23 protein-coding genes are annotated in these 25,698 nt (G+C 63.6%); 7 read left to right on the forward strand and 16 right to left on the reverse strand.

Going from position 1 to position 25,698, the window contains the following annotated elements; genetic code table 11:
• The first annotated feature begins 90 nt into the window (after nt 1-90).
• On the forward strand, nt 91-717 hold the full coding sequence (locus AC1DPX_RS20345) for a glutathione S-transferase family protein (RefSeq protein ID WP_477239146.1): 627 nt from the start codon (nt 91-93) through the stop codon (nt 715-717).
• 86 nt (nt 718-803) lie between these two features.
• Here the strand turns inward: AC1DPX_RS20345 and AC1DPX_RS20350 are convergent, their stop codons facing one another.
• The 10 genes from AC1DPX_RS20350 to AC1DPX_RS20395 form a co-directional block, all read right to left on the reverse strand.
• Nucleotides 804-1,868, reverse strand: coding sequence for an ABC transporter ATP-binding protein (locus tag AC1DPX_RS20350; protein ID WP_027056719.1), 1,065 nt, complete (start codon nt 1,866-1,868; stop codon nt 804-806).
• 16 nt (nt 1,869-1,884) lie between these two features.
• Nucleotides 1,885-2,676: an ABC transporter permease gene (locus AC1DPX_RS20355; RefSeq protein ID WP_202352760.1), complete on the reverse strand. Its 792-nt coding sequence runs from the start codon at nt 2,674-2,676 to the stop codon at nt 1,885-1,887.
• Complete coding sequence (locus AC1DPX_RS20360; RefSeq protein ID WP_096449999.1) at nt 2,673-3,587, reverse strand: ABC transporter permease; 915 nt, start codon at nt 3,585-3,587, stop codon at nt 2,673-2,675. The genes AC1DPX_RS20355 and AC1DPX_RS20360 overlap by 4 nt, the downstream gene beginning before the upstream one ends.
• Before the next feature lie 66 nt (nt 3,588-3,653).
• Nucleotides 3,654-4,760, reverse strand: a complete 1,107-nt coding sequence (locus AC1DPX_RS20365) for an ABC transporter substrate-binding protein (RefSeq protein ID WP_096450001.1) — start codon at nt 4,758-4,760, stop codon at nt 3,654-3,656.
• 243 nt (nt 4,761-5,003) lie between these two features.
• Entirely contained in the window at nt 5,004-6,176 is a 1,173-nt protein-coding gene (locus tag AC1DPX_RS20370; RefSeq protein ID WP_477239148.1) for an iron-containing alcohol dehydrogenase, read from the reverse strand.
• Nucleotides 6,177-6,194: 18 nt separating this feature from the next.
• Nucleotides 6,195-7,580 carry an aldehyde dehydrogenase family protein gene (locus tag AC1DPX_RS20375; protein ID WP_477239150.1) on the reverse strand — a complete coding sequence of 462 codons (1,386 nt, stop codon included), beginning with the start codon at nt 7,578-7,580 and terminating at the stop codon, nt 6,195-6,197.
• 17 nt (nt 7,581-7,597) lie between these two features.
• Complete coding sequence (locus tag AC1DPX_RS20380; protein WP_202357967.1) at nt 7,598-7,960, reverse strand: hypothetical protein; 363 nt, start codon at nt 7,958-7,960, stop codon at nt 7,598-7,600.
• 2 nt (nt 7,961-7,962) lie between these two features.
• Nucleotides 7,963-9,333 (reverse strand): glutamine synthetase family protein, encoded by a 1,371-nt coding sequence (locus tag AC1DPX_RS20385; protein WP_128303146.1) that lies wholly within the window; start codon nt 9,331-9,333, stop codon nt 7,963-7,965.
• An 87-nt stretch (nt 9,334-9,420) separates the two neighbouring features.
• On the reverse strand, nt 9,421-10,977 hold the full coding sequence (locus AC1DPX_RS20390) for an amino acid permease (protein ID WP_202357965.1): 1,557 nt from the start codon (nt 10,975-10,977) through the stop codon (nt 9,421-9,423).
• A gap of 21 nt (nt 10,978-10,998) precedes the next feature.
• Complete coding sequence (locus AC1DPX_RS20395; protein ID WP_477239152.1) at nt 10,999-11,817, reverse strand: N-formylglutamate amidohydrolase; 819 nt, start codon at nt 11,815-11,817, stop codon at nt 10,999-11,001.
• A gap of 135 nt (nt 11,818-11,952) precedes the next feature.
• Between AC1DPX_RS20395 and AC1DPX_RS20400 the strand changes: the two genes are divergently transcribed.
• The 3 genes from AC1DPX_RS20400 to AC1DPX_RS20410 all read left to right on the forward strand — a co-directional run bounded on the left by AC1DPX_RS20400 (nt 11,953) and on the right by AC1DPX_RS20410 (nt 17,271).
• Nucleotides 11,953-12,780, forward strand: a complete 828-nt coding sequence (locus AC1DPX_RS20400; protein ID WP_477239154.1) for a MurR/RpiR family transcriptional regulator — start codon at nt 11,953-11,955, stop codon at nt 12,778-12,780.
• Nucleotides 12,781-12,982: 202 nt separating this feature from the next.
• Complete coding sequence (locus AC1DPX_RS20405; RefSeq protein WP_477239156.1) at nt 12,983-14,143, forward strand: efflux RND transporter periplasmic adaptor subunit; 1,161 nt, start codon at nt 12,983-12,985, stop codon at nt 14,141-14,143.
• Complete coding sequence (locus AC1DPX_RS20410) at nt 14,140-17,271, forward strand: efflux RND transporter permease subunit (protein WP_477239158.1); 3,132 nt, start codon at nt 14,140-14,142, stop codon at nt 17,269-17,271. Before AC1DPX_RS20405 ends, AC1DPX_RS20410 begins: the two co-directional genes overlap by 4 nt.
• A 3-nt stretch (nt 17,272-17,274) precedes the next feature.
• Here the strand turns inward: AC1DPX_RS20410 and AC1DPX_RS20415 are convergent, their stop codons facing one another.
• From AC1DPX_RS20415 to AC1DPX_RS20440, 6 genes are all read right to left on the reverse strand, one after another.
• Entirely contained in the window at nt 17,275-17,685 is a 411-nt protein-coding gene (locus tag AC1DPX_RS20415; RefSeq protein ID WP_202357960.1) for a GtrA family protein, read from the reverse strand.
• The gene (locus tag AC1DPX_RS20420; RefSeq protein WP_477239160.1) at nt 17,682-18,500 is read right to left on the reverse strand and encodes a ChbG/HpnK family deacetylase; all 819 of its coding nucleotides are present in this window, start codon (nt 18,498-18,500) and stop codon (nt 17,682-17,684) included. Before AC1DPX_RS20420 ends, AC1DPX_RS20415 begins: the two co-directional genes overlap by 4 nt.
• Nucleotides 18,497-19,480 carry a glycosyltransferase family 2 protein gene (locus tag AC1DPX_RS20425; protein WP_202357958.1) on the reverse strand — a complete coding sequence of 328 codons (984 nt, stop codon included), beginning with the start codon at nt 19,478-19,480 and terminating at the stop codon, nt 18,497-18,499. Before AC1DPX_RS20425 ends, AC1DPX_RS20420 begins: the two co-directional genes overlap by 4 nt.
• Entirely contained in the window at nt 19,473-20,654 is a 1,182-nt protein-coding gene (locus AC1DPX_RS20430) for a glycosyltransferase family 87 protein (RefSeq protein WP_202357957.1), read from the reverse strand. The genes AC1DPX_RS20425 and AC1DPX_RS20430 overlap by 8 nt, the downstream gene beginning before the upstream one ends.
• Nucleotides 20,655-20,870: 216 nt before the next feature.
• Nucleotides 20,871-21,908 (reverse strand): zinc-binding dehydrogenase, encoded by a 1,038-nt coding sequence (locus AC1DPX_RS20435; RefSeq protein ID WP_477239162.1) that lies wholly within the window; start codon nt 21,906-21,908, stop codon nt 20,871-20,873.
• 57 nt (nt 21,909-21,965) lie between these two features.
• Nucleotides 21,966-23,207 carry an acyl-CoA dehydrogenase family protein gene (locus tag AC1DPX_RS20440; protein WP_477239164.1) on the reverse strand — a complete coding sequence of 414 codons (1,242 nt, stop codon included), beginning with the start codon at nt 23,205-23,207 and terminating at the stop codon, nt 21,966-21,968.
• Between the two features lie 114 nt (nt 23,208-23,321).
• Between AC1DPX_RS20440 and AC1DPX_RS20445 the strand changes: the two genes are divergently transcribed.
• The 3 genes from AC1DPX_RS20445 to AC1DPX_RS20455 are packed head-to-tail and all read left to right on the forward strand — an operon-like array spanning nt 23,322 to nt 25,693.
• Entirely contained in the window at nt 23,322-24,137 is an 816-nt protein-coding gene (locus AC1DPX_RS20445; protein ID WP_477239166.1) for an SDR family oxidoreductase, read from the forward strand.
• Between the two features lie 39 nt (nt 24,138-24,176).
• Nucleotides 24,177-24,662, forward strand: coding sequence for a MaoC family dehydratase (locus AC1DPX_RS20450; RefSeq protein ID WP_019861112.1), 486 nt, complete (start codon nt 24,177-24,179; stop codon nt 24,660-24,662).
• The gene (locus AC1DPX_RS20455) at nt 24,659-25,693 is read left to right on the forward strand and encodes a phosphotransferase (protein ID WP_477239168.1); all 1,035 of its coding nucleotides are present in this window, start codon (nt 24,659-24,661) and stop codon (nt 25,691-25,693) included. The genes AC1DPX_RS20450 and AC1DPX_RS20455 overlap by 4 nt, the downstream gene beginning before the upstream one ends.
• Nucleotides 25,694-25,698: the final 5 nt, after the last annotated feature.

Here is a 25,698-nt window from a genome sequence, read left to right on the forward strand (position 1 = left end):
GGATATGCATGCAGGATGCGGTGGATTGGCCATCAAACTCAAGCCCTCTGGCCGTAGGCGACCAACAGTCTCTTGCCGTACAAGACCGGCATGATCCTCATTGGCCAATACGACTCGCCTTTCGTGCGCCGCGTCGGCATCGCACTGACCTTGTATGGCATATCCTTCGAGCACCGTCCGTGGTCCGCCTTCGGCGATGCCGATGAGATTCGGCCCTACAATCCGCTGACGCGGGTGCCGACATTGGTGCTGGACAACGGCGAGGTGCTTATCGAAAGCCATTTGATGCTCGATTATCTGGACGGTCTTGTTCCGGCTGATCACAGGATGTTCCCGGTGAGCGAACCGGCCCGCCATCAGGCGCTGAAAGTGTCGGCCTTGGCCACCGGGCTCGGCGACAAGGCGGTCAGCCTGTTTTACGAGAAACGGCTACATGAGAAGGTCTCCGATGCTTGGGCCAGCCGCTGCCGCACGCAGATCGAGACCGTGCTCGCCGTGCTGGAAACCGAACGGGCCGGCCGGTCGACACCTTACTGGTTCGGCGAGCGCATCGGTCATGCCGACATCGCGGTTGCCGCCGTGCTGCGTTTCATTGGCGAGGCGCATCCTGGCCTCGTTTCGCTGGCTGACTTCCCGGCGCTCGGCTCGCACGCCGAGCGAATGGAGGCCCTGGCGGTCTTCCAGGAGGTTTCACAGCCGTTCATCGCACCGGCTTGAGGTACCCACTTTTTTGGGACAAGCTCCGGGGTGTGCTGAGATTCAGGTCGGGCCGCAGGCCGGTATCACCTGGATATCGGCACAGCCTAGTGCAGGACCAGCATATCGTCCGATGAGAACGAAATCTCGGCCTTCTCGCCGACGGCGGGCGGCGGCGTGGCCGGGCTGTTGAACGTGTCGAGCGACACCGTGTTGCCGCCGATGCCGACGCGAACGCGGATCACCGAGCCGAGGAAATGCACTTCGGAGATCTCCCCGGACAGGCTGGAATCGCGACCGGGCTGACGGCCGAGCGAAATGGCTTCCGGCCGCAGCGCCAGCGACAGCGTGTCGCCGGACTTGGATCCGTTGAGCTTGCCCTTCAGCGAGACCTGTTCGGAATTGACCCGCACCGTGCCAGCCGCCGCGTCGGTGACGGTGCCTTCCAGCACATTCAATGTGCCGACGAAGTTGGCGACGAATTTGGTCGCCGGCCGGTTGTAGATCTCGAACGGCGTGCCGACCTGCTCGGCCTTGCCGCCATACATGACGGCGATACGGTCGGAGATCGACAGCGCCTCTTCCTGGTCGTGGGTGACGAAGATGGTGGTGATGCCGAGCTTCTTCTGAATGGACCGGATTTCTTCACGCAGCGAGACACGCACCTTGGCATCCAGCGCCGAGAGCGGCTCGTCGAGCAGAAGCAGCTTCGGCTTCGGCGCGATGGCGCGCGCCAGCGCGATACGCTGCTGCTGGCCGCCGGAAAGCTGGTAGGGATAGCGATCCGCCATCTGCGGCAGCTTGATGATGCCCAGCATCTCGGCGACACGGGCATCGATATCCGCCCGGGGCATGCCGGCGACCTTCAGGCCGAAACCGATGTTCTGCGCCACGGTCAGGTTCGGAAACAGCGCATACGCCTGGAACACCATCCCGACATTGCGCTGATTGGGCTTCAGCCTCGTAATGTCCTTGCCGCCAACGACGATCTTGCCGGCGCTCGGCTCCTCGAAGCCCGCGACCATGCGCAGCACCGTTGTCTTGCCGCAGCCGGACGGTCCGAGGAAAGAGACGAATTCACCACGTTCAACGTCGAGGTTGAAATCCTCCACCACCGTGGTGGCGCCGAAGGATTTTCGAACGTGCTGGATGGAGAGGAACGGGTCGGCCATGGTGTTGTTCTTTCGATCAGTTCGGGCGGTTCGCCGATTTCGGCGCGAAGCGAGACAGGATCTGGATCAGCGACATGCAACCCCAGGTTATGGCGAAGGCAATGATTGCAAGCGCTGCCGGTTCATAGGCGCGGTTGGCGCCGATGTTCTGCAGATACGGGCCGAAGGCCGGCCGGTTGAGCAGGCTTGCCATAGTGAATTCACCGATGACAATCGCGAAGGTCAGGAACGCACCCGACAACACCGCGATCAACACGTTGGGCAGGATAACACGGGTGACGATCGTCCCCCAGCCGGCGCCGAGAATCTGCGCCGCTTCCGTCAGCGTGCGCACGTCGATGGTGCGAAGTCCTGTATCCACCGCGCGGTACATATAGGGCAACGACAGTGTGGCATAGCCGATAACCAACAAGGCATTGGTGCCCGTGTCGGTCGCCAGGAACGGCAACGGCGAATTCGAGCCATACATTCTGATGTATCCGAAGACGATGACGATGGCCGGGATGACCAGCGGCAGCAAGGTGATGAACTCGACGATGGGGCGCAGCTGCGGCAGCCGCAGCCGGATCCAGTAGGCTGCGGGCACCACGATCAGCACGCCGAGAATGATGGTGAAAACGGCGGCAAGCACCGAATAGCCGAAGGTCGCCTGGAAGCGTGCGTCGCCCAGCACGACCTTATAGGCGTCAAAGGAGTAGACACCGCGCCGCATGCGCATGGAGAACTCCACCGTCGCGATCAGCGGAATGAAGAAATAGGCCGCGCCCAGCGCGAAGACGACCCAGGCCCAGAACCTGCCAGCCTTCATTTGAGCCACCTCTCAGAACGGGTGCGGAACCAGATGTAGAAGACATTGGCAAGACCGGTGATGACGATCATGCCGAAGGCTATGGCATAGCCGAGATGGGCATTGTGCAGCACGTCGCCACGGATCTGGGCATAGAGCAGGATCGGCACGATGTTGAGCGACGAGCCGGTCAGCGCATAGGCGGTGGCGATGGCGCCGAAGGCATTGGCGAACAACAGGATCACGGTGCCGAGGAAGCTCGGCCAAATCACCGGGATGACCACCATGCGCCAATACTGGGACATGGTCGCACCCAGCGTTGCGGCGGCCTCGCCCCACTCCTTCTTCAGCCCGTCGATGGCCGGCACGATGATGACCACCATCAGCGGAATCTGGAAGTAGACATAGGTCAGCGTCAGTCCCCAGAACGACAGGATGTTGAAGCCATGCGCGTAGATGTTGAGACCGAACAGCGTGTTCAGAATCACTGTCGCAAGGCCGAGCCGGCCGAGTGTGGCAAGGAAGGCGAAGGCCAGCGGCACGCCGGCAAAATTCGAGGCGACGCCGGAAAACGTCAGGGTCGCCGAGCGTATCCAGTCTGGCAGGCCGCCACGCACGATGGCAATGGCAATCGCCAGACCCGCAAAGGCGCCAATCAGCGATGAAGCAAGGCTGACCTTGATCGAAATCAAGTAGGCGGCAACGATCGACGGCTGCGCCAATGCAACTATGTTTTCGAGTGTGAATTCACCAGCATCGTTCTGGAATGCGCCCAGCATCAGATAGAGCGTGGGCAGGATCAGGAACATTATGGCGAAGATGAAGAAGGGCGCGACACCGAGCCACTGGGTCGGCAGCCTCATGCTGCGCGCCTCGGCGGGAGGCGCGGTCTTCCCGGAAACAGCGTGGTCGGACATTGAGATATCGGTCATGCGCCGGCTACCGTCTTCGAGAGAAAGAACCGGGCGGCCGTGAAGCCGCCCGGTGGATCTCAACTGTTACTTGACGTTGGCGCCGACAACGGCGTCCCAGTTCTTGGTGATGGCTTCCTTGGCCTTGCCCTGCTCGTCAAGCGTCGGGAACACCGCGGCCGCATAGGACTCAGCCGGCGGCAGCTTGGCCAGCACGTCCGCAGGGATCTTGCCGTTCTTGGCGAGATCGTTGAAACGGATCGGGTGGCAATAGCCCTTCAGCCAGGCGATCTGGCCTTCGTCGGAATAAAGGTATTCCAGCCAGAGCTTGGCCGCATTGGGATGCGGTGCGTAGGCACTGATCGCCTGCACGTAGACACCGGCGACGACACCGGTCTTCGGCACGACGACGTCGACGGGCGGGTTGCCCTTCAGCGTGTCGCGGCCGGCGAGCGCGTTGTAGTCCCAGGTGACCAGGATCGGGGTCTGGCCCTGGGCCAGCGTCGCGGCCTTACCGATGACCGGCACGAAATTGCCGGCGGCGTTGAGCTTCTTGAAGAAGTCGAGGCCAGCGGTGCCGGCGGCTTCACCAGCAGCCGCACCCGTCGACAAGCCAGCGGCATACACCGCCTGGATGGCCTGGTTCGAGGCGCGCGGATCACCGGCAAGAGCAACCGAGTTGGCGAATTCCGGCTTCAGGAGATCTGCCCAGTCCGTCGGCGACGTCTTCACCAGGTCCTTGTTCACCTGGAAGGAAAGCACGCCGTAGTAGTCGCCCGTCCAGAAGCCGTCTGCATCCTTGGCGCTGTCGGGGATCGAGTCCCAGGTCGATACCTTGTAGGCCTGGATCAGACCGTCCTTCTTGGCGGACGGACCGAAGGACAGGCCGACGTCGATAACGTCGGGCGCCTGCGGGCCCTTGTTGTCCTTGTTGGCCTTGATCGCCTCGACCTCGTCGCCGGAACCGGCATCGGGGTTGAGTTCGTTGATGGTGATTTCGGGATACTTCGCCTTGAAGCCGGCGATGACGTCGCCGTAACCGCACCAGTCGTGCGGCAGGGCGATGGTGGTGAGCTGGCCCTCGGCCTTCGCGGCCTTGACGAGATCGTCCAGCGAAGCCGCGGACGAAATCACCGACGACACCATAAGGGTCGCGGCCGAAAGGGAAAGCACCTTCCCCGTGAATTTGAACATGTGTTCTCTCCGTTGAACTGACGCCGTTGGACGCCTGCGATGCGGTATCGTTTTCATGTGACAGCCAGATGAAAGCTTTATGAAACCGGCTGCTCGCAGTGCGAAAAAGTAAACTCTTTTTAACCGGTTGTAGCAATCGCCTCGCAATTCTTTTTCCGGCTAATTAGTTTGTGCCTTGCCCTTCATCCCCTCCCCTTGTTTTTGTACCCCTTTTTCAGATCAATTTCCTATGCCGAAAACGTCTCAGATCGTACCGGCAATGGCGTTTTCCAGCAGCGTCAGCGCCGCCTTCTTGGTTAGCTTGACCGGGTTGCCGCCGGCGGTAGGATCGACCACCGCCATGTCGGCGATCAGCGCCTTGCGCTTCTTGTCCATATCGAGCCCCTTGATCAGGCCAGGCAGCGCGTGCGGCACCTTCAGCTCCTTGCGCAGCTTGATGATCGCCTTGGCGAAGCCCTCGAAGCCGCCCTTGATGCCGCAATAGGCCCCAAGCCGGGCGATACGCTCCTCGATGGAGTCACGGTTGAAGGCGAGCACATAGGGCATGAACACCGCGTTGGTCATGCCGTGATGGGTGTCGTAGAGCGCGCCGATCGGGTGCGACAGCGAATGGATGGCGCCCAGTCCCTTCTGGAAGGCGGCAGCGCCCATGGCCGCCGCACTCATCATATGGGCGCGCGCCACGAGGTCCTTGCCGTTGGCATAGGCCTTCGGCAGGTTCTCGAACACCAGCCGGATACCTTCCACCGCAATACCGTCGGCCATCGGGTGATAGCCCGGTGCGCAATAGGCTTCGAGGCAGTGGGCGAGCGCATCCATGCCGGTGCCGGCGGTGATGAAAGCCGGCATGCCGACCGAAAGCTCCGGATCGGCAATGACGATTGCCGGCAAAAGCTTCGGATGGAAGATGACCTTCTTGGTGTGCGTTTCTTCATTGGTGATGACGCCGGCGCGGCCGACTTCCGAGCCGGTGCCGGCCGTGGTCGGCACGGCGATGATCGGGGCGATCGCGTCCGAATTGGCGCGCGTCCACCAGTCGCCGACATCCTCGAAATCCCACACCGGCCGCGTCTGCCCGGCCTGGAAGGCGATTAGTTTGCCGAGATCGAGCGCCGAACCGCCGCCGAAGGCGATGACGCCGTCATGCTTGCCCTTCTTGAACACGGCAATGCCGGCGGTGAGGTTGGAATCGACCGGGTTGGGCTTCACCTCGGAAAACACGCCGTAAGGCACCTTGGCATCGTCGAGGATCTTCAGCGTCGAAGCGACGACCGGCAGTTTGGCCAGGCCCGGATCGGTGACGAAGAGCGGCCGCTTGATGCCGGTGGCTTCAAGCACCTCAGGCAGTTCCTTGATGCGCCCGGCGCCGAAGCGGACGGTGGTGGGGTAGTTCCATTTGGAGATCAGCTTGGACATTTTTTGTCTTTCGAAAAATCAGATGGCTTCGCGCAGGTGGAAGGATTTCGGGCGGGTCAGATTGTCGTAGCCGATGGCCGACAGTCCCGCGCCCTTGCCGGTGTCCTTGACGCCGGTCCAGACCAGCGCCGGATCGAGATAGTCGCAGCGGTTCATGAACACCGTGCCGGTTTCGATGCGATTGCCGATCGCCACCGCATGCTCGGTGTCGCGGGTCCAGATCGAGGCCGTCAGCCCGTAGGCGCTGTCGTTCATCAGCGCGATCGCCTCTTCGTCGTTGCGCACCTTCATGATGCCGACGATCGGGCCAAAGCTTTCCTCGCGCATGACGCTCATCTGATGGTCGACCTCGGTCAGCACTTCCGGCGCCAGATAGGGCGAGCCGGCCTTGTCGTCAGCCACCTTCATGTTGATGTGCGCCTTGGCGCCCTTGCGCAGCGCTTCGGCTTTCTGCTCGCGGATCAGGTCGGCGAAACGCGCCTGCGCCATCGGCCCCATCGTCGTCGCCTGTTCCAGCGGATTGCCGACGACATAGTTTTTCGTCTCGGCGATGAAGCCCTCGACGAATTCGTCATAGACCTTCTCATGCACATAGACGCGCTCGATGCCGCAGCAGCACTGGCCGGAATTGTAGAAGGCGCCGTCGACCAGATTGGCGACCGCATGGTCCATCTTGGCGTCGGGCAGCACATAGGCCGGATCCTTGCCGCCAAGCTCCAGGCCAAGTGTCATGAAGGTGCCGGCCGCCGCCTTTTCGATGGCACGGCCGCCACCGACCGAACCGGTGAAATTGACATGGTCGATCTTGCCCGAGCCGAGCAGCTTCTCGGTCTGCGCATGGTTGAGCACGATATTCTGGAACACGCCCTTGGGCAGGCCGGCCTTGTCGAAAGCCTGTTGAAACCGCTCGCCGACCAGCAGCGTCTGTGCCGCGTGCTTGAGGATGACGGCGTTGCCGGCCATCAGCGCCGGCACGATCGTGTTGACGGCGGTCAGATACGGATAGTTCCACGGCGCGATCACCATGACCACGCCCAGCGGATCTTTTTTCACGTAACGGCGGAAGCCGTCCTTGGGATTGGAGGCGGGTACGGATCTGAGCGCAGCTTCAGCGATCTCGACCATGTAATTGGTGCGTTCCTTGACGCCGCCGAACTCGCCGCCATAACGCACCGGACGCCCCATTTGCCAGGCGATCTCGGGCACGATCTCGTCGGTCATCGCCACCAGCGCTTCGAGCATCGCCAGCATGTACTTGCCGCGCTCGACGATCGGCGTCTCAGCCCACTTTTCCTGCGCCGCCTTGGCGCGCTCGACAGCGGCGTTGATCGCCTGGTCCGTTGCCACCGGCCGCTCGGCATAGATCGAGCCATCGATGGGGGATTTGAGTTTTACGGTTTCCAATTAAACGCTCCTGAACTTCATTCTTCCAACACGGTTGACGTGCCGAACCAGACGTCTTCAACGTCTGGTTCGCGCATATTTTTCGACAGCCAAACTTTCACGACAGTCTCGATTATCTCTTCCGGTCCTGACCCATACTTGTGTTCCGCGACCCAGGTCTCGCCCCGACCGGTAATCGGGATCGCTCCCTTTGCCAGGAGGCCCTTCAGAACCGCCCTGGTGAACGTTTCCAAGTCCTGGCCGTCGAGACCGAATTCATGCCGCCCGACAGGAATAATCTGCCACAGACCGACCGCATCGACATCCAGTTCGTTTGGAACACGCGCAACCCATTCCGCCGCCGACATGTCGTAGCCGCGATGGCGCTTGTTCCAGTCCATATTCAATACCGCTCGAACCCCCTGTGCAGTTCCCAATCCGTAATGCGGCGGTCGTATTCGAACTGCTCCCACTTGGCGGTGTGGACATAATGTTCGAGCACGTCCTCGCCGAGCGCCTGCTTCAGCATCTTCGACTTGGCCAGCGTCTCGGTGGCATCGCGCAGCGTCTTCGGGATTTCCGGCAGGCGCGAAGCCTGGTAGGCGTCGCCGACGAAAGGCTTTTGCAATTCAAGCTTCTCGTCGATGCCGGCAAGGCCGGCGGCGATCAGCGCCGCGAAGGCGAGATAGGGGTTGAGGTCGGCGCCGCCGATGCGGCATTCCATGCGGATGCCCTTGGTGCCCTCGCCGCACAGGCGGAAGCCGGCTGTGCGGTTGTCCTCGCTCCACATGATCTTGGTCGGCGCGAAAGTGCCGGCCTGGAAGCGCTTGTAGGAGTTGATATACGGCGCCAGGAACCAGGTGAACTCCTTGGCGTATTTCAACTGCCCCGCCGCCCATTGCTGGCCGAGCGTCGACAGCGTCCAGTCCGCCTTCTTGTCGAAGAACAAGGGGGTCTTGCCGTCGGCGCTCCACAGCGAATTGTGGATGTGGCTGGAATTGCCGGCGAGGCCGTAATTGTATTTTGACATGAAGGAGATTGCCTTGCCCTCGGACTCGGCGATTTCCTTGGCGCCGTTCTTCAGGATGACGTGGCGGTCGGCCATGTCGAGCGCTTCGGCGTAGCGCACATTGATCTCTTCCTGGCCCGGACCCCACTCACCCTTGGAATTCTCGATCGGGATGCCGGCCGCTTCCATCTCGTTGCGAAGCCGGCGCATGACACCTTCTTCCTTGGTGGTGATGCCGATCTGGTAGTCGCCGATATAGGGCGAGGCGGTGTCGAGGCCTTGCCAGTGCTTCTTGCGGGCGGAATCATAGGTCTCGTTGAACAGATAGAATTCGAGCTCGGAAGCGAAATAGCCGATATAGCCGCGCTCAGTGAGCCGCTTGACCTGTTTCTTCAGGATGGCGCGCGGCGAATGCGGCAGGTCGTCATGGGTGTGGTGGTCGAGCACGTCGCAGATCACGAGCGCTGTCTTTTCCAGCCACGGAATGCGCCGCAGCGTGGCCAGATCCGGCTTCATGACGAAATCGCCATAGCCCTTCGACCAGCTTGCCGCCTTGTAGCCGGGCACCGGCTCCATATCGATATCGGCGGCCAGCAGATAGTTGCAGCCATGCGTTTCGTCATGCGCGGAATCGACGAAGTACTGTGCCAGGAAACGCTTTCCCGCCAGCCGCCCCTGCATGTCGACGATGCAGGCCAGCACCGTGTCGATCTCACCGCTGGAGACCGCTTTCTTCAACTGATCGAACGAGAAATTTCCGGCCATTCCTGTGGCACTCCAGCGCTTGGCGTTTGAAAGGGATAGACGAAACCATGGCCGGCGCGATGCCGGCCATGGCCTTGAGGGGAGATGTCAGTGGCCGGTTTCGCCGACCGCCTGTTCCGCTGCCTTGATCGCGGCCTGACGCGCCGCGATGATGTCGCCGAGCGGCGGGCCCTGGAAGCGGTTGCGCTCGAAGGCGAACCACACGATCGCCGTCAGGATGAAGAAGCCGACGGTGATGTAGAGCGCCCAGTCGTTCGGCGGCTGGATGCCGATGATGAAGATCAGGATCATCGACACGATCGACAGGAAGGCAAACAGCATGAACACGCCGCGCCCCATGTTCCACGGACCCATCTTGTCCCACTTCGGCGTGCCCCAGGCCAGCATGCCGAGCACGATCGGCACGGTGAAGGACAGGAACAGGAAGATGACGGTGCAGGACACCACGATGGTGTAGGCCGAAGTACCGGCGACCGAAACCAGCGTCGAACCCCAGACGAACAGCACCGACAGGATCGATGCCGTCCAGATCGCCGCCACCGGCGTGCGGTAGGTCGGGCTGACCTTGGCGAGTGCCGCCGAGCCGGGCAGGCCGCCATCACGCGAGAAGGCAAAGATCATGCGCGAGGCCGAGGTCACCGTGGCCAGGCCGCACAGCAACTGCGAGACGAACACGACGAGATAGACGAACTCCTTGAGGCCGGAGGGAACGCGCTGGTCGAAGGCCCAGAAGAACACGTTCCAGCCCTGCTTGGCGGCGTCGTCCATGTTCGGGATCATCAGCACGAAAGCCGCGAGGAACAGATAGCCGAAGAGAGCCGACCAGACGACCGACATCACCATGGCGCGCGGCACGGAAGAGGCCGCCTTGATGGTTTCTTCCGAGGTGTGCGCGGAAGCGTCGTAGCCGGTGATCGTATAGATCGGCAGCAACAGGCCGAGCGCGAACACCCAGGCATTCGAAACCGACGGCCAGACACCGCCGCCGGCGTCACCGGAATAATTGTGGAAGGTGAAGAGACGGCTGACGTCCCAATGCTCGGCGAAAATCAGGCAGACCACCGCGATGAGGATAGCCCCGAAGAAGATCAGATAACCCGAGAAATCGGTCAGCTTCGCAGTCAGCTTGATGCCGAGATGGTTGATCAGCGCCTGAAGACCGGTGATGACGACCAGGAAGATCATCTGGTTGGTCAGCGTGCCCTCGATGCCGAGCGCCGGCCCGAACGCGCCGATGAAGAACGTCCAGGTGCCGACATTGATGGCGCCGAGAACGGTGATCAGGCCGAGCAGGTTGAGCCAGGCCGTGACCCAGCCGGTGCCGCGATTGCCGAGGATCGACCCCCAGTGATAGAGGCCGCCGGCCGTCGGATAGGCCGAGCTGATCTGCGACATGGCGACCGCGAAGGTCAGCGAGACGAAGCAGCCGACCAGCCAGCCGACGCCGATGCCGATGCCACCGGCTCCGGATGTGCCTTGCGCCAGCGAATTGATGCCGCCCGACAGGATGCAGATGATGGAGAAGGAAACCGCGAAATTCGAAAAGCGGCTGAGACGCCGCTCCAGTTCCTGGGCGTAGCCCATGCTGTGGAGGTGCTTTACGTCCTCCGCCTTGTCAACGTCTGTATAACCCGGTGCTGCCATTGGAAGTCCCCTGTTTGTTTCTCAGCTGGCCGATTGGACTGACTTTCTGACTGAATGCGATCTGGGCCGCGTGGCCTCCTCTGGTTCCAGATCCGAAAAAATGCCTGTGAGCAGATCCGCCCATTTCCGCTGCCCGGTGTCACCGGAGATTTCATCGTTGCGGATTTCGATCATCGCGCAGGGCAGCCCGCGCGAGCGCGCATGCCGTTCCAGCGTGAAATAGACGCGATCGGCAGGCGAATAGGGTTCGTTGACGCCGACGGTGATGCCGGCGAGCCGCTTGAGCGCCGATATCAGCGGCGACGCCAGCCGGCGATCGTCGTCATGGATGATGCCGATATGCCAGGACCGGTCGTGGCCCTTGTAGACCGGCGTGAAGGAATGCACCGAAACCAGCCGGGTCTCCTGGCCGCGCGCCAGCCGCTCCTCGACGATGCGTTCGATGGTGTTGTGGAACGGCTGCCATGACAGGGCGACCCGCGCCGCGCGCTGTTTTTCCGACAGGCCGGTATTGCCCGGTATGGCTGTCGTCTCGCTGACCGGCGGCACGAGGTCCGGCGCGTCGAGCGGCCGGTTGCAATCGATGACCAGACGCGAAATGCGGGTTTCGATCAGCGTCGCATCAAGTGCTTGCGCTATGCGCGTTGCCACCGGCAGAGCGCCGGGATCCCAGGCGATGTGCCGGGACAGGTCTTCAGCGGCAAGACCGAGCGTGCCGAATTCGGCGGGCAGGAAATTGGAGGCGTGGTCGCAGGTCAGCACGAAAGGGCTCGATCCGCCCGGGTTGATCACCCCTACGGTATCGGACGATGCAAGGCTGGCGGGCCGTGCTTTCTCCATAGTCTGCGGTCCCCGGGGAGCGCTGTATCGTATGTTACGTATTTTACCTCATTGCGTCCCTATGGATGATTTCATACAGTTTACCCGGCTTTGTCAAATGCGATCTCATGGGCCAGGCCAAGGGGTGGGGAAAAGATGATTTCCAGCATTGCCGAACTGATCGCCGACCGCATCGGCACGATGCCGGCCGGCGAACGGCGCGCGGCCCAGACGCTGATCGCCAGCTATCCTATGATCGGCCTGAAGACGGTCGCCGAATTCTCGACCGCCGCCGGCGTCTCCTCGCCGACGATCCTGCGTTTCGTGGCCCGGCTCGGCTTCCAGAACTATCCGGAGTTCCAGTCGAGCCTGCAGGACGAATTGGCCGCGCAGCTGCAGTCGCCGGCGATCCGCACGCTCAATCCGCCCTCGCCCGGCGGCGGCACGGTCTCGCCGATGCTGGAAGCGACGCTCGACAATATGCGCGAAACCTTCCGCCACCTCTCCGACAAGCAGCTTGCCGACATAGCGGCACGACTTGCCGACCGGCGCGGCAAGACATTCCTCATCGGTGGCCGCTTCACCGATCCGCTGGCGCGCTACATGGCCGCCCACCTCGCCGTCATCCAGCCCGATGTTTTTCACCTCGCCGGCCAGGAGAGCATGTGGCGCGACCGGCTGATCGACATGGGCAAGCGCGACGTGCTGGTGATCTTCGACATCAGGCGCTACCAGGACAGTCTCGTGCGCTTCGCCGAGAAGGCGCATCAGCGCGGCGTCCAGATCGTGCTGTTCACCGACCAGTGGCTGTCGCCGATCGCCCGGTTTGCTCGCCACGTCATTGCCGGACGGACCGCGGTGCCTTCCGCGTGGGATTCCTCGGCCGCGCTCTTCGTCGTCGCCGAAACACTGATCGGCGCCGTCACAACACAACTCGAGGCCGACGGCGCCCGGCGCATCCGCGAGATGGAAGGCCTGCGTTAAGCAGCCCTCCAGCAATCGCATCCGGCCCAAACCGAGCGTGCGGAGTTCACGTTACCGAGATTTAATGTGCACGATTGCGTGATAATTGCCATAAACCGGTGATACCGGGATGTGGCGTGGCCGGTTTTCGCCGCCAGCCCGTATCGTCGCTGCATCCGCTTCCACCTGGAACCGGCAGGCGATTCTTGCCGCTGGAGTGTCGATGCCGAACTGGAAACAGATTGTCCTTGCGTTTGTGATCGTGGTCGCTGCCGGGGCCGCGTGGGCGCGCTTCTACCCCGGCGCTCCGCAAGTGCTGGCGCGCTGGGGCATCGACTGGGCCTATGGCGCAACACCTCCCGCGAAAGACACGGCCACGGCCGGTTCCGGGCAGGCAAAACGCAACGGCTCCCGGATTGCCACCATCGTTGCATCCCCGGCCGCTTCGGCTGTCATCAACGACCGGCTGCAGGCGATCGGCACCGGCCGCGCCAATGCTTCGGTGACCGTCAATCCCTACAGTTCCGGCCGCCTTGCCGAATTGCTGGTCGAATCCGGCAGCCATGTCGACAAGGGGCAGATTATCGCGACGCTCGATTCCGAAACCGAGATCATCTCGCAGGATCGCGCCAAGCTCGCTTTGCAGGATGCGCAATCCAAGCTTGATCGTGTCAAATCGCTGCGCGCTTCCAATGCGGCGACGCCGGTCGCCGTTGCCGACGCCGAGGTGGTTCTGGCAGGCGCCAAGCTGGCGCTTCAGGATGCGGAACTTGCATTGCAGCGCCGGTCTATCCTGGCGCCGATATCGGGCACTGTCGGCATCCTGCCGATCTCCGCCGGCAACTACGTGACAAACCAGTCGGCGATCGCCACGCTCGATGACCGCTCCTCGATCCTGGTGGACTTCCAGGTGCCCGAACGCTTCGCCGCTGCCGTCAAGGTCGGCGCGCAACTGACCGCGACGCCGATTGCCAATCCGAGCAACGCCTATACCGGCACGGTCTCGGCCATCGACAACCACATCGACGAGAAGAGCCGCACGCTGCTGGTCAAGGCCAAGATCGCCAATCCCGCTGATTCGCTGCGTGCCGGCATGTCCTTCTCCATCACCATGAAATTCCCCGGTGAGACCTACCCGGCCGTCAGCCCGCTGGCGATCCTGTGGGGCTCGGACGGAGCCTATGTCTGGCAGATCGAGGACGGCAAGGCCAAACGCGTGCCGGTGCGCATCATCCAGCGCAACACCGAGACCGTGCTGATCGACGCCGCGATCGACAGCGGCGACATGGTGGTAACCGAAGGCACGCAGAGCGTAAGCGAGGGCGGCGAGGTCCGCATCGCCGGCCAGGAACCGCGCCCCGCCAACGCCGCCGAAGGCTCATGACCGGATCCGTCAACGCCGCCAGCGATACCGGCTTCACCGCGCTCTTCATCCGCAGGCCGGTCATGGCCTTCGTGCTCAACGTCCTCATCGCGGTTGCCGGCCTTGCCGCCTTCTATGGCGTCGAGATCCGCGAACTGCCCGACGTCGACCGCGCCGTGGTCACGGTCTCGACCACCTTCGCGGGGGCAGCCGCCGAGACCGTCGACCGCGAACTGACCGACACGATCGAGGGCGCGGTGGCCCGTGTCTCCGGCGTCAAGTCGATCTCGTCTTCCTCCTCCTTCGGCCAGAGTCGCGTCACCATCGAATTCAACGACGGCGTCGACCTCAATGTCGCCGCCTCCGACGTGCGCGATGCCGTCGGCCGCGTCGCCAACCAGATGCCGGACACCGCCGATCCGCCGCGCATCGTCAAGGCCGATGCCAATTCCGACGCGGTGATGCGGTTGGCGGTGACCTCGGACAACATGTCGATCCAGGACATGACCGTCGTGGTGCAGGACCAGATCGAGGACGAACTGGCCGCCGTGCCCGGCGTTGCCGACGTCCAGGTCTATGGCGACCGTGATAAGATCTTCCGCATCGACGTCGACCAGAACAAGCTCGCCAGCCTCGGCTTCACGGTGGCCGACCTCAGGAAAGCCCTGGCATCCGTCGCTTTCGATTCGCCTGCCGGGTCGATCACCACGACCAACCAGGACCTGATCGTCCGTACGACCGCCGACGTGACCACGCCCGGGGAATTCGAGAACATCGTCATCGGCGGCACGACGCGCATCCGCGACGTCGCAACCGTGACGCTCGGCCCCGATGTCGGCCAGACCACGCTGCGCTCGGACGGCAAGACCGGCATCGGCATCGGCATCATCCGTCAGGCGGAATCCAACACACTGGACATTTCGACCGGCGTTCAGGCCGCCGTCGCCAAGCTGCGGGAGAACCTGCCCAAGGGCATGGCGATCAAGATCACCAGCGACGACGCCGTCTTCGTCAAGGGCGCCGTGCACGAGGTCGAGATCGCGCTCGGCCTTTCGGTGACCATGGTGCTGATCGTCATCTACATCTTCCTGCTCGACTGGCGCGCCACGCTGATCCCGGGCCTGTCGATGCCGGTCGCCATGATCGGCACCATCGCCGCCATCTATCTCGCCGGCTTCTCGGTCAACATCCTGACGCTGCTCGCCATGGTGCTCGCGACGGGCCTTGTCGTCGACGACGCCATCGTGGTGCTTGAAAACATCGTGCGACGGCGCAACGAAGGCATGGGACCCCGCGCCGCCGCCGTGCTTGGCGCGCAGGAAGTGTTCTTCGCCGTCGTCGCCACGACGCTGACGCTGGTTGCCGTCTTCGTGCCGATCTCCTTCCTGCCCGGCCAGACCGGCGGCCTGTTTCGCGAATTCGGCTTCGTGCTTGCCATGTCGGTGCTGCTGTCCTGCGTGGTCGCGCTGACGCTTTGCCCGATGCTCGCCTCGCGCATGCTGACCGGGGCCTCGCTCCATCACGAGAGCGGCCGCGGCATCGGCGCCCGTATCGGCGGCGCCTTGAATACCGCCTACAAGCGGACCCTGCACGCTTGCCTCGATGCGCCCTGGATCGTGGTTCTTGTCGCGGTGCTGTTTGCCGGCACCGCCTTCGCCCTGTTCGGCACCATTCGCCAGGAACTGACGCCGACCGAGGACCGCGCGGCCGTGCTGTTGCGCATCAATGCCCGGCAAGGCGTCAGCCTCGATTACACGACGCAGCAGATGCAGAAGATCGAGAAGCTGATCCAGCCGATGCGCGATTCCGGCGAGATCCGCTCGACCTTCGAGAATGCCGGCCAGAACGGCTCCTACAATTCCGGCTTCATGGTGATGACGCTGGCGCCCTGGAACGAGCGCAGCCGCAGCCAGCAGGAGATCATGGCCGAGATCAGCCAGCTGACCAAACAGGTGCCGAGCGTGCGCATCTTCCCCGTGCAGCCCAACAGCCTCGGCATCCGCGGCGCCGGCAACGGCCTGCAATTCGCGCTGGTCGGCAACAACCGCAAGGCGCTCGGCGACGCGGCGGTGAAGATCATCGCCGAGATGCAGAAAGACCAGCGCTTCCAGACGCCGCGCCTGTCGATCGACCCGACGCAGCCGCAGCTGGCCGTCGCCATCGACCGCGAGCGCGCCTCCGATCTCGGGGTCGACATCACGGGCCTGGCCAACACCATGCAGGCCATGCTCGACGGCAATGATGTCGTCGACGTCTACATCGCCGACCGCAGCTATGGCGTGAAACTGGTCTCGACCACCAATCCGATCAACGATCCGACCGATCTGGAAAATGTCTTCCTGAAGACGGGAGACGGCCGCTTCGTGCCGATGTCGACCATCGCCACGCTGACCGAGCGCGCCGTGCCGCCATCGCTGTCGCGCGAACAGCAGCAGCCATCGGTGGCCATCACTTCCAACCTCTCGGGCAATTTCGCGCTTGGCGACGCGCTGAGCCGCGCCGAGGAGATCGCGACGCCCCTCCTGCCGCCGGGCAGCCGCATCCTGCCGCTGGCCGAAGCAGCGACCCTGGGCGAAACCAACAGCGCCATGATCACCATCTTCGGCTTCGCGCTGGTCATCATCCTCCTGGTGCTGGCCGCGCAGTTCGAAAGCTTCGTCAGCGCCGTCATCATCATGGCCACGGTGCCGCTTGGGCTCGCCTGCGCCATCTTCGCCTTGCTCTTGTCCGGCACCAGCCTCAACGCCTACAGCCAGATCGGCCTGGTGCTTCTGGTCGGTGTCATGGCCAAGAACGGCATCCTGATCGTCGAATTCGCCAACCAGCTGCGAGATCGCGGGCTGGGCGTGCGTGAGGCGATCGAGCAGGCCTCGATCATCCGCCTGCGGCCGGTGATGATGACGATGATCTGCACCATACTTGGCGGTGTGCCGCTGGTGCTGGCCGCCGGCGCGGGTGCCGAGGCCCGCGTGGCGCTCGGCTGGGTGATCGTCGGCGGGCTAGGCCTGGCCACTATCTCGACGCTGTTCCTGACGCCGGTCGCCTATCTCCTGCTTGGCCGTTTCGTCACGCCGAAGACCCAAGAGGAAACACGCCTGAAGCGCGAGCTCGAGGAAGCCGCCTATGTCGGTGTGGAGCCGGCGCAGTAGCCGCTATTTCAGCAGCCGGCCTTCGATCGACCAGCGCGCGGCAAGGAAATTCAGCACCGCCGCCACGATGACACCGCCGATCTTCGCCGGCCACACACCGGCGATGCCGGCGAACAGCGCGATCGACAGGCTGGAGACGCCGAGCGAAATCAGCGCCCCAAGCGAGACGAAACGCAGGAAGGCGTCATGCAGCCGGATGGCCTGGTTGCGCTCGAACGACCAGAAGCCATTGGCCACGAAAGAGAAGACGACGGCGATCGACCACGAGATGACATTGGCCGGCAGCGGCGGGACATGCAGCTTCAGCAGCAGGAAAAAGCCGGCAAGGTCGATGGCCGTGTTCGCCAGCCCGACAATGGCAAAGCGCACGATCTTGCTGCCGGTCGAACGCCGGGGCTGGTCGGCGCCGCTCATCCCTTACCGTCCATGATCTCGACACCGGCGCGGGCGAGGCTCGCGCCGAAATCGTCCGAAGCCAGGACCGCGAATTCCACCTCGCGCACGCCTTGCATCGGGTCGCGCGCCCGCAGCGTTTCGTCGACATGGCCGGGGTGGCACATGAACAGGCCTCGCTCCGGCAACGCCTCGACTGCGGCCTGCAAAACCGGAGCAAATCTCTCGGGCTGCCGCCAGTCATAGATGCCGGCGAGCGGCTCGAAAAGGGTGAAGCCGGCGCGCGTCATGGAGCGGTTGAAGCCGGCGGCCACGGCAGCGATTGCCGCGACTTTCGGCGCCACGGCGGCATTGCCCAGCGCCGGCGCCCCGCGCAGCGCCGGCCTATCGCCCGCTTCGGCAAAACGCGCCCGCAGCCATGTGCGCACGACAGGCAGGAAATGCACGTGCTGGTGCCCGTCGATGAAGTCAGGCCGGCGGCCAAGCGCCTCGACGAAGCGGCTATACTGCGCGTCGAGCTCGGCATGGACATCCCGCTCGTCGATTTTGCCGCGCAGGATCGGCAATGCCAGCGAACGCAGCGGCGGCAGCCGGCTTTCCGGCGCCAGGCTCGATCGGCCGGTGATGGCTGGCTGGTCCGTCAGGGTCAGGTGCAATCCGACCGCCGCGCGGCCGCACAGCGGCTTGATCCCCGCTGCCGCATCACGCCATTCCGGAAAGCCGGTCATGCAGCTGGTGCCGGTCAGGCGGCCGCGATCGAGCAGGTCGAGAATCCCGGCCGAGACGCCGGGCGCCAGGCCGTAGTCGTCGGCGATCAGGCGGATGCGCCGCGTCATGCGCCGGACGCGCCTGGCGGACCTTCCGGAACGCCGCCGCGCACGACATCGCGCACGATATACACCGGCCGGTCCTTGCTTTCCGAAAGCGTGACCCAGACATATTCGCCGATCAGGCCGAGCAAGGTGAGGTTGAGGCCGCCGAGCAGGACGACGGCGACCATGAGGCTGGGATAGCCGGGGACGGCGATGCCGTAGAACAGCACCTCGAAGAACACCTTGGCTCCATAGACGATGCCCGCCAACGCCGCCAGCATCCCGCTCAGGCTGATGATGCGCAGCGGGATGACGGAAAAGGACGTAAACCCCTCCAGCGAGAAGGCGATCAGGTTGAGCCGGCTCCATTTCGACGTGCCGGTGACACGGTTCTCCGGCGAATAGGGCATGGCTTTCTGGCGGAAGCCGGCCCAGGCGAACAGGCCCTTGTTGAAGCGCCGTTTGTCGCGCAGGCTGGTCAGCGCGCGCACCACCGCGCCACGCATGACGCGGAAGTCACCGGCATTCTCCGGAATGTCGAAACGCTGGCTGCTGTTGATCAGGCTGTAGAACAGCTTCGCCAGCTGGCTGCGCCGCCAGCTGGCCTCGCGGCGGTCGTTCTGCGCGAAGACGACGTCAATATCGGGATTTTCCACCAACTCGGCGATCATCCTCAGGCTGGTGTCCATGGAATGCTGGAGGTCGGCGTCCATGACCAGCGCCATGTCGCCGCGCGACTGATCGAGGCCGGCGAGCACCGCGACCTCCTTGCCGAAATTGCGGCTGAGCCGCACGATCTCCCAGGAACCCGACAGTGCCCGCGAAAACCGCTCGGCGCCATCGTCGCTGCTGCCGTCATCGACCAGGATCTTGTGGACTTTCATGCCGAAGCGCTGCGACACCTCGACTTCGAGCTTGTCGAGCAATGCGGCAAAGGCCGATGCCGATTGCGCCTCGTTCAAGAACGGCGCGACGATATCGAGGACGGGCCGCGACTCAGCCATGTGCGACAGGCCTTTCATTCATCACCTTGTCTCGCGTCACCTTGCCTTGCGCCTTGGCCCAGAACCACCAGATCAGGGAACCGGCAACGAGGGTGACCGCGATCGGCCGGAACCACGGGTACGTGAACTCCTGGATATGACGCTCGACCCCGGTCAGCCCCGTCAGGAACAGCGCCAACGACAGCACCGAAGCCAGGACACCGCCGCGTTCCTCGCGCCACAACAAGGCGATAGCGAGACCGGCAGGCACGGCGATCATGGCATAGGTGTTGGGCTCGACGCGCGGGTTGAAGACGCACATGTAGAACGTCGCCGTCAGGAAGATGGCAAGATCAGCTCTTCCGCGTTCGAGCCTGCGGTCGAACCAGATGACGAATGAAAGCGTGAACAGGGCCATGACGATGCGAATGATCGTGGCGCCGAATTCCGGGATGGGCAGTCCGATCCTGGTGAAGGGCGCCGTGAAGTCGGTGGGAACAAAGTGGCTGGTGTTGTCGACAGCCATCGAGGTCAACATCCCGCCAAAAACACGATATTGCTCGTTGAGATAGCTTGCGGGAACAAACGCATAGGGCAAGGCGAGCACGAACAGCACCGCCAGCACCAGCACCGGTATCAGCCGCAGGCGCAGGGCGCCGACCAGCAAAAGCATGATGATCGCGGTCGGCTTGGCGATGATAGCGACGGAGGCCCAGAAGAAGGTTTCGGCACGCCGCCCTTCGAGCGCCGACAAGGTGAGCAGCCAGCAGGCGCCGGTCAACAGGATCGTCGCCTGGCCATTGCGGATCGCCCCCAGCGCCATCGGCAGGGCCAGGAACAGCCCGAAGGAAAGCAGCCAAGGCAATTCACCGCCGCCGAGCTTGCGCACCTGCCGCATCGCGGCAAAGGTCAGCACCCCGAAGCCGATACTATGCCACACCAAGCCGCCCAGATGCGGACCGAGCTTCACCATCGGAACATAGAGCGCGGCAAAGGCCGGCGCGTAGAGATACCCCATCTCGGACTGGGTGTTGTAGAGCGGCTGGCGGGCCAGTAGCGCCTCGCTGCCATCGATATAGGCTTGCCAGACCGTCCGCGTGTGGGGAGACCACAGGACCAGGACAAGAACGATCAGGAACGCCCCGATCCACAGGCCAAACCCCAAACGGTCGAAAACCGGCTTGGACATCGTCATCAAGACACCCCGCGACACCCGGAACAGGCTCAGTCCAGCACTGTCCCGGCATTCGATGGCGGCGGCATATCACGGACAAAGCGGCGAGGCATAGGGGGTGAAGGACGCGGTTATGATCTCGGCGGGCCGCTGCAGATGACTAGACGCCCGGGCGTCCTAACCGGAAATGGCCCCGAAAGCCTCGTACTCGGCCTTCCGGCACCGCTTGGAACAGCATCAAGGCCGGATGAAGACCTTGCCGTTGGGCTTGGCCAGTTCGGCCGGCACTCGCGCGATGGCCTCGGCGAGCGGCACGACGGCCGTCACATCGGTCGACCAGCGCCCGTCGGAAAAACGCCTCTGCGCTTCCAGGATAGCCGGACCCCGGCGATCCTTGAATTGCCGCATCCATTCGCTCAGCCAGAAACCCTCTATGTGCTTGTGCTGGAAGATCAGCTGGCCAGGCTCGCGGATGATGGTGGCGTCCGGGTCGAGCTTGCCGTAGATGATCCAGCGCGCCCGTTTCGGCATCGCGCTGAAGATGGCCGAAGCCAGCGGCCCGGTGACCGCATCGAGGAAGATGCGCGGCTGTTCCGCCTTCATGACCTCGCGTAGCGTGGCCTCGAAATCCGGCGCCTTCTCGTTGAGCACATGGGCAGCGCCGATCTCCTTCAGCGGCGCGATCTGCTCATTGCGACGCACGGTGACGATAGGCCGGAACCCTTCTTCCTTGGCCAGGCCGATGATCAGCTTGCAAAGCTGGCTGGCGCCGGCGGTCATGATGAAGGCCTTTTCGCCCTCCTGCTTGACGATGTCGAACATGGCGATCGCGGTGATCGGATTGACGATCATCGCCGCGCCGTCTTCATCGCGCACCGTGTCGAGCAGCGGAATGCAGGCCGCCGCTTCGGCAACGGCATATTCGGCCCACGAGCCCCAGTTGCTGAGGCCGGTGGCGAAGGCGACGCGCTTGCCGACAAGGCTTTTGGCATAGGGCTCGTCGCCGCCGGCGACAATCGTGCCGACACCCTCGAAGCCGGCCGGCCGGCCCTTGACGCGCGGCTGGCCGTACTGGCCCTTGATGAAGGCGATATCGGAGGGGTTGATCGAAGCCAGGCTGACCTTGATCAGCACCTGGCTCGGTCCGGGCGCCGGCACCGCGATGATGCCCGGCTCGAGATAGGGCTCCATCGCCTCGAGCGCACTGCCGCTCGGCGTCTTGGTGTAGCCGTCGCCGACCAGGAGCAACGCCTTCATTTCGGAGGGAATGGTCATCGGGACACTCCTTGGTTGTTGGCGGAAGGCCCGTGGCGCTGCGGACAGGGCCGCTGCTCAGACCTTCTCCTGCGTGTACTTCTTCAGCTCCGTCCGCGCCACCTGCCGGCGATGCACGGCATCGGGGCCGTCGGCAAGACGCAATGTCCTCAGATGCGTCCATGAGCGCGCCAGCGGCGTGTCCTGGCTGATACCTTGCGCGCCGAACATCTGCACCGCCTCGTCGGTGATCCTCAGAGCGACACGCGGCGCGATGACCTTGATCTGGCTGATCCAGGGGGCCGCGGCGCGCGCATCGCCCTGGTCGATCATCCAGGCCGCCTTGAGGCAGAGCAGCCGGGCCATTTCGATCTCCATGCGGCATTCGGCGATGATGTCGAAATTGGCGCCGAGTTTCGCCAGCTTCTGGCCGAAAGCCTCGCGGCGCACCGAACGCTGGCACAGCATCTCCAGCGCCATCTCGGCCTGGCCGATGGCGCGCATGCAGTGATGGATGCGGCCGGGGCCGAGCCGCCCTTGCGCGATCTCGAAGCCCCTGCCCTCGCCGAGGATCAGGTTCGAGGCCGGTACCCGCACATTGTCGAAGCGAAGGTGCATATGGCCATGCGGCGCGTCATCGTCGCCATAGACCTGCATGGCGCGGACCTTGGTCGCGCCCTTGGTGTCCGCGGGCACCAGGATCATCGAATGGCGGCGGTGCTGCGGCTCGTCGTCGCCGCCGGTCCGCACCATGACGATGTAGATGGCGCAGCGCGGGTCGCCAGCGCCAGAGGCCCACCATTTCTCGCCGTTGAGCACATAGTCGTCGCCCTGCCGCTCGCAGCGCATCGCAATGTTGGTGGCGTCGGACGAGGCGACATCAGGCTCGGTCATCAGATAGGCCGAGCGGATTTTTCCATCTAGAAGCGGCTCCAGCCACGCCTTCTTGTGGTCGGCCGAGCCGTAGCGCTCCAGCACCTCCATATTGCCGGTGTCGGGCGCCGAGCAATTGAAGGTTTCGGCGCCGAGATGCGCCTTGCCCATCTCTTCGGCGAGATAGGCATATTCGACGGTGGAGAGGCCATAGCCGCGTTCCGAGCCGGTCAGCCAGAAGTTCCACAGGCCGCGCTCTCGTGCTGTCTTCTTCAGCCCTTCGAGGATCTCGGTTTGCCGCGCCGTGTAGATCCAGCGGTCGCCCGCCTTGCCCACCTCGCCCAAGAATTCCTTGTCGAGCGGCATGATCTCGTCGCGCACCATGGCCGCGACGCGCGCGTGGATCGGCTTCAGCCGCTCGGTCATGCCGAGATTCATCTCCGTCATCGGTCGCTAACCCTTCATAGAGGCCCGGCAATTTACCCGTGGCAAGGATGACCGTACTTCGGATAGCCTTGTCAACGCGAACTCTTTGCCCAGGGCAAAGCGCGGAGGATCGGAATGGCCTATCTGGACGAGCTGTTTTCGGTGGCCGGCAAGACCGCGCTGGTGACGGGCGCGGCGACCGGCATCGGCCGCATGGCGGCGACAGCGCTGGTCAAGACCGGCGCCAGCGTCATGATCGCGTCGCGCAAGGGCGAGGACTGCGTCAAGGTCGCCAATGAATTGAACGCGTTCGGCGCCCCGGGCCGCGCCGAGGGCTTCGCCGGTGACGTCTCCAGCGAGGCTGGCATCGCCGCACTCGTCGCCGAGGTCAAGGCGCGGACCGGCAAACTCGATATCCTGATCAACAATGCCGGCGTTTCCTGGGGCGCGCCGCTCAAGAGTTTTCCCTATTCGGCATGGGCCAAGGTGCTTGGCGTCAATGTCACCGCCGTCTTCCACCTGACCCGCGAATTGCTGCCGCTGCTCGAAGCCGCCGCCAGCGACGCCGATCCGGCCCGGGTGATCAATCTGGGTTCGGTGATGGGCACGCAGCCGCTGGCCGACGACGCCTATTCCTACACCGCGTCCAAGGCCGCGGTTCACCATCTGACCCGCACGCTCGCGCTCGAATTCGCGGCCCGCCGCATCACCGTCAACGCCTTTGCCCCCGGCCCTTTCCAGAGCCGCATGACGGCCTTTGCCACCGGTACGGATGAGCAGGCCAGGCATGTCGGCGGCCATGTTCCGATCGGCCGTATCGGCGCACCGGATGACATTGCCGGCGCAACGCTCTATTTGTGCAGCCGTGCGGGCAGCTATGTCACCGGCGCCATCCTGCCGATCGACGGCGGGCAGTCGGTGCAGCATGGATTGACCTTGTTCAAGGAATGACATTTTCCGGCCGTAGAAGCCGGAGGTGAACTGGAGGACATGAGCGTGGAACCGATCAGTCTCGATGTGCTTCTGGCCAGTGTCGGCAAGGAAGTTGGCGTGTCGCCGTGGCGGGTGGTGACGCAGCGCATGATCGACCAGTTCGCCGACGCCACCGACGACCACCAGTTCATCCACTGCGACCCCGAGCGGGCCAAGCGCGAGACGCCGTTCGGCGGCACCATCGCGCATGGGTTCCTGTCGCTGTCGCTGCTCTCGGCAATGACGTTCGAGACCATGCCGCCGCTGGAAAACGGCAAGATGGGCGTCAACCACGGCTTCGATTCGCTGCGTTTCCTGGCGCCGGTGAAGACCGGCGCGCGCATCCGCACCCGTTTCGTGCTGGCCGACGTCAAGGTGAGACCATCGGGCTGGGTGCAGACGGCGCACGACGTGACGATCGAGATCGAGGGCTCGAAGAAACCGGCGCTGACCGCCCGCTGGCTGACGCTGACGCTGATCGAACGCCAGCCCGAGACCGCATGAACGACCCCAACGCGCTCGACCAGGCAGCGCTCGCGCCTTACCTCGAGGCGGAAATCCCCGGCTTTTCCGGGCTTGTTTCGATCGAAAAATTCAAATCCGGCCAGTCCAACCCGACCTATCTCATCACCGCGGCCAGCGGCCGCTACGTGCTGCGCGCCAAGCCGCCGGGGCAATTGCTGAAATCGGCGCATCAGGTCGATCGCGAATTCCGCGTGATGAAGGCGCTTGCCGGCACCGCCGTGCCGGTCCCCAAAATGCTGCATCTGTCGGCGGATGACTCGCCGATCGGCCGCATGTTCTATGTCATGGACTTCCTCGACGGCCGCATCTTCTGGGATCCGGCACTGCCCGAGGCCCGCGACAATGCCGAGCGCGGCGCCATCTATGATGCCATGAACAGCACGCTCGCGGCGCTGCACGATGTCGACGTCGACGCCGTGGGTCTCGGCGATTTCGGCCGGCCGGGCAACTATTTCGATCGGCAGCTGGCGCGCTGGACCAGCCAGTACCGCGCCTCGGAAACCGGCACCATTGCCGACATGGATCAACTGATCGCCTGGCTGGAAACGCACATGCCGGCCGATGACGGCCTGATATCGCTGGTGCATGGCGACTACCGGCTGGACAATCTGATCTTCGCGCCGGACCAGCCAAGGGTCATCGCGGTGCTCGACTGGGAGTTGTCGACATCAGGCCACCCCTTTGCCGACATCGCCTACCAATGCATGCAATGGCGCCTGCCGCATGCCTCGGGCTTTCGCGGCCTGGGCGGCATCGACCGCGCCACGCTCGGCCTGCCCTCGGAAGAAGACTATGTCGCCGCCTATTGCCGGCGGCGCGGACTCACCGGCATCGGCAACTGGACCTTCTTCCTTGCCTTCTCCTTCTTCCGCCTGGCGGCGATCTGTCAGGGTGTCTACAAGCGCGCGCTGGACGGCAATGCCTCCAATCCCGAGAAGGCCAGGACCTATGGCGAGGCGGTGAAGCTGCTTTCGCATCTCGCCGCCAGACTGATCGAAAAGCAGAATTGATGGGG

This window comes from Mesorhizobium sp. 01N446 (assembly GCF_056399285.1).

Coding starts and splice junctions, on each gene's coding strand:
- AC1DPX_RS20345 (WP_477239146.1), top strand. CDS start 91: ATGATCCTCATTGGCCAATACGACTCGCCTTTCGTGCGCCGCGTCGGC.
- AC1DPX_RS20350 (WP_027056719.1), bottom strand. CDS start 1,868: ATGGCCGACCCGTTCCTCTCCATCCAGCACGTTCGAAAATCCTTCGGC.
- AC1DPX_RS20355 (WP_202352760.1), bottom strand. CDS start 2,676: ATGAAGGCTGGCAGGTTCTGGGCCTGGGTCGTCTTCGCGCTGGGCGCG.
- AC1DPX_RS20360 (WP_096449999.1), bottom strand. CDS start 3,587: ATGACCGATATCTCAATGTCCGACCACGCTGTTTCCGGGAAGACCGCG.
- AC1DPX_RS20365 (WP_096450001.1), bottom strand. CDS start 4,760: ATGTTCAAATTCACGGGGAAGGTGCTTTCCCTTTCGGCCGCGACCCTT.
- AC1DPX_RS20370 (WP_477239148.1), bottom strand. CDS start 6,176: ATGTCCAAGCTGATCTCCAAATGGAACTACCCCACCACCGTCCGCTTC.
- AC1DPX_RS20380 (WP_202357967.1), bottom strand. CDS start 7,960: ATGGACTGGAACAAGCGCCATCGCGGCTACGACATGTCGGCGGCGGAA.
- AC1DPX_RS20385 (WP_128303146.1), bottom strand. CDS start 9,333: ATGGCCGGAAATTTCTCGTTCGATCAGTTGAAGAAAGCGGTCTCCAGC.
- AC1DPX_RS20390 (WP_202357965.1), bottom strand. CDS start 10,977: ATGGCAGCACCGGGTTATACAGACGTTGACAAGGCGGAGGACGTAAAG.
- AC1DPX_RS20395 (WP_477239152.1), bottom strand. CDS start 11,817: ATGGAGAAAGCACGGCCCGCCAGCCTTGCATCGTCCGATACCGTAGGG.
- AC1DPX_RS20400 (WP_477239154.1), top strand. CDS start 11,953: ATGATTTCCAGCATTGCCGAACTGATCGCCGACCGCATCGGCACGATG.
- AC1DPX_RS20405 (WP_477239156.1), top strand. CDS start 12,983: ATGCCGAACTGGAAACAGATTGTCCTTGCGTTTGTGATCGTGGTCGCT.
- AC1DPX_RS20410 (WP_477239158.1), top strand. CDS start 14,140: ATGACCGGATCCGTCAACGCCGCCAGCGATACCGGCTTCACCGCGCTC.
- AC1DPX_RS20415 (WP_202357960.1), bottom strand. CDS start 17,685: ATGAGCGGCGCCGACCAGCCCCGGCGTTCGACCGGCAGCAAGATCGTG.
- AC1DPX_RS20420 (WP_477239160.1), bottom strand. CDS start 18,500: ATGACGCGGCGCATCCGCCTGATCGCCGACGACTACGGCCTGGCGCCC.
- AC1DPX_RS20425 (WP_202357958.1), bottom strand. CDS start 19,480: ATGGCTGAGTCGCGGCCCGTCCTCGATATCGTCGCGCCGTTCTTGAAC.
- AC1DPX_RS20430 (WP_202357957.1), bottom strand. CDS start 20,654: ATGACGATGTCCAAGCCGGTTTTCGACCGTTTGGGGTTTGGCCTGTGG.
- AC1DPX_RS20435 (WP_477239162.1), bottom strand. CDS start 21,908: ATGACCATTCCCTCCGAAATGAAGGCGTTGCTCCTGGTCGGCGACGGC.
- AC1DPX_RS20440 (WP_477239164.1), bottom strand. CDS start 23,207: ATGACGGAGATGAATCTCGGCATGACCGAGCGGCTGAAGCCGATCCAC.
- AC1DPX_RS20445 (WP_477239166.1), top strand. CDS start 23,322: ATGGCCTATCTGGACGAGCTGTTTTCGGTGGCCGGCAAGACCGCGCTG.
- AC1DPX_RS20450 (WP_019861112.1), top strand. CDS start 24,177: ATGAGCGTGGAACCGATCAGTCTCGATGTGCTTCTGGCCAGTGTCGGC.
- AC1DPX_RS20455 (WP_477239168.1), top strand. CDS start 24,659: ATGAACGACCCCAACGCGCTCGACCAGGCAGCGCTCGCGCCTTACCTC.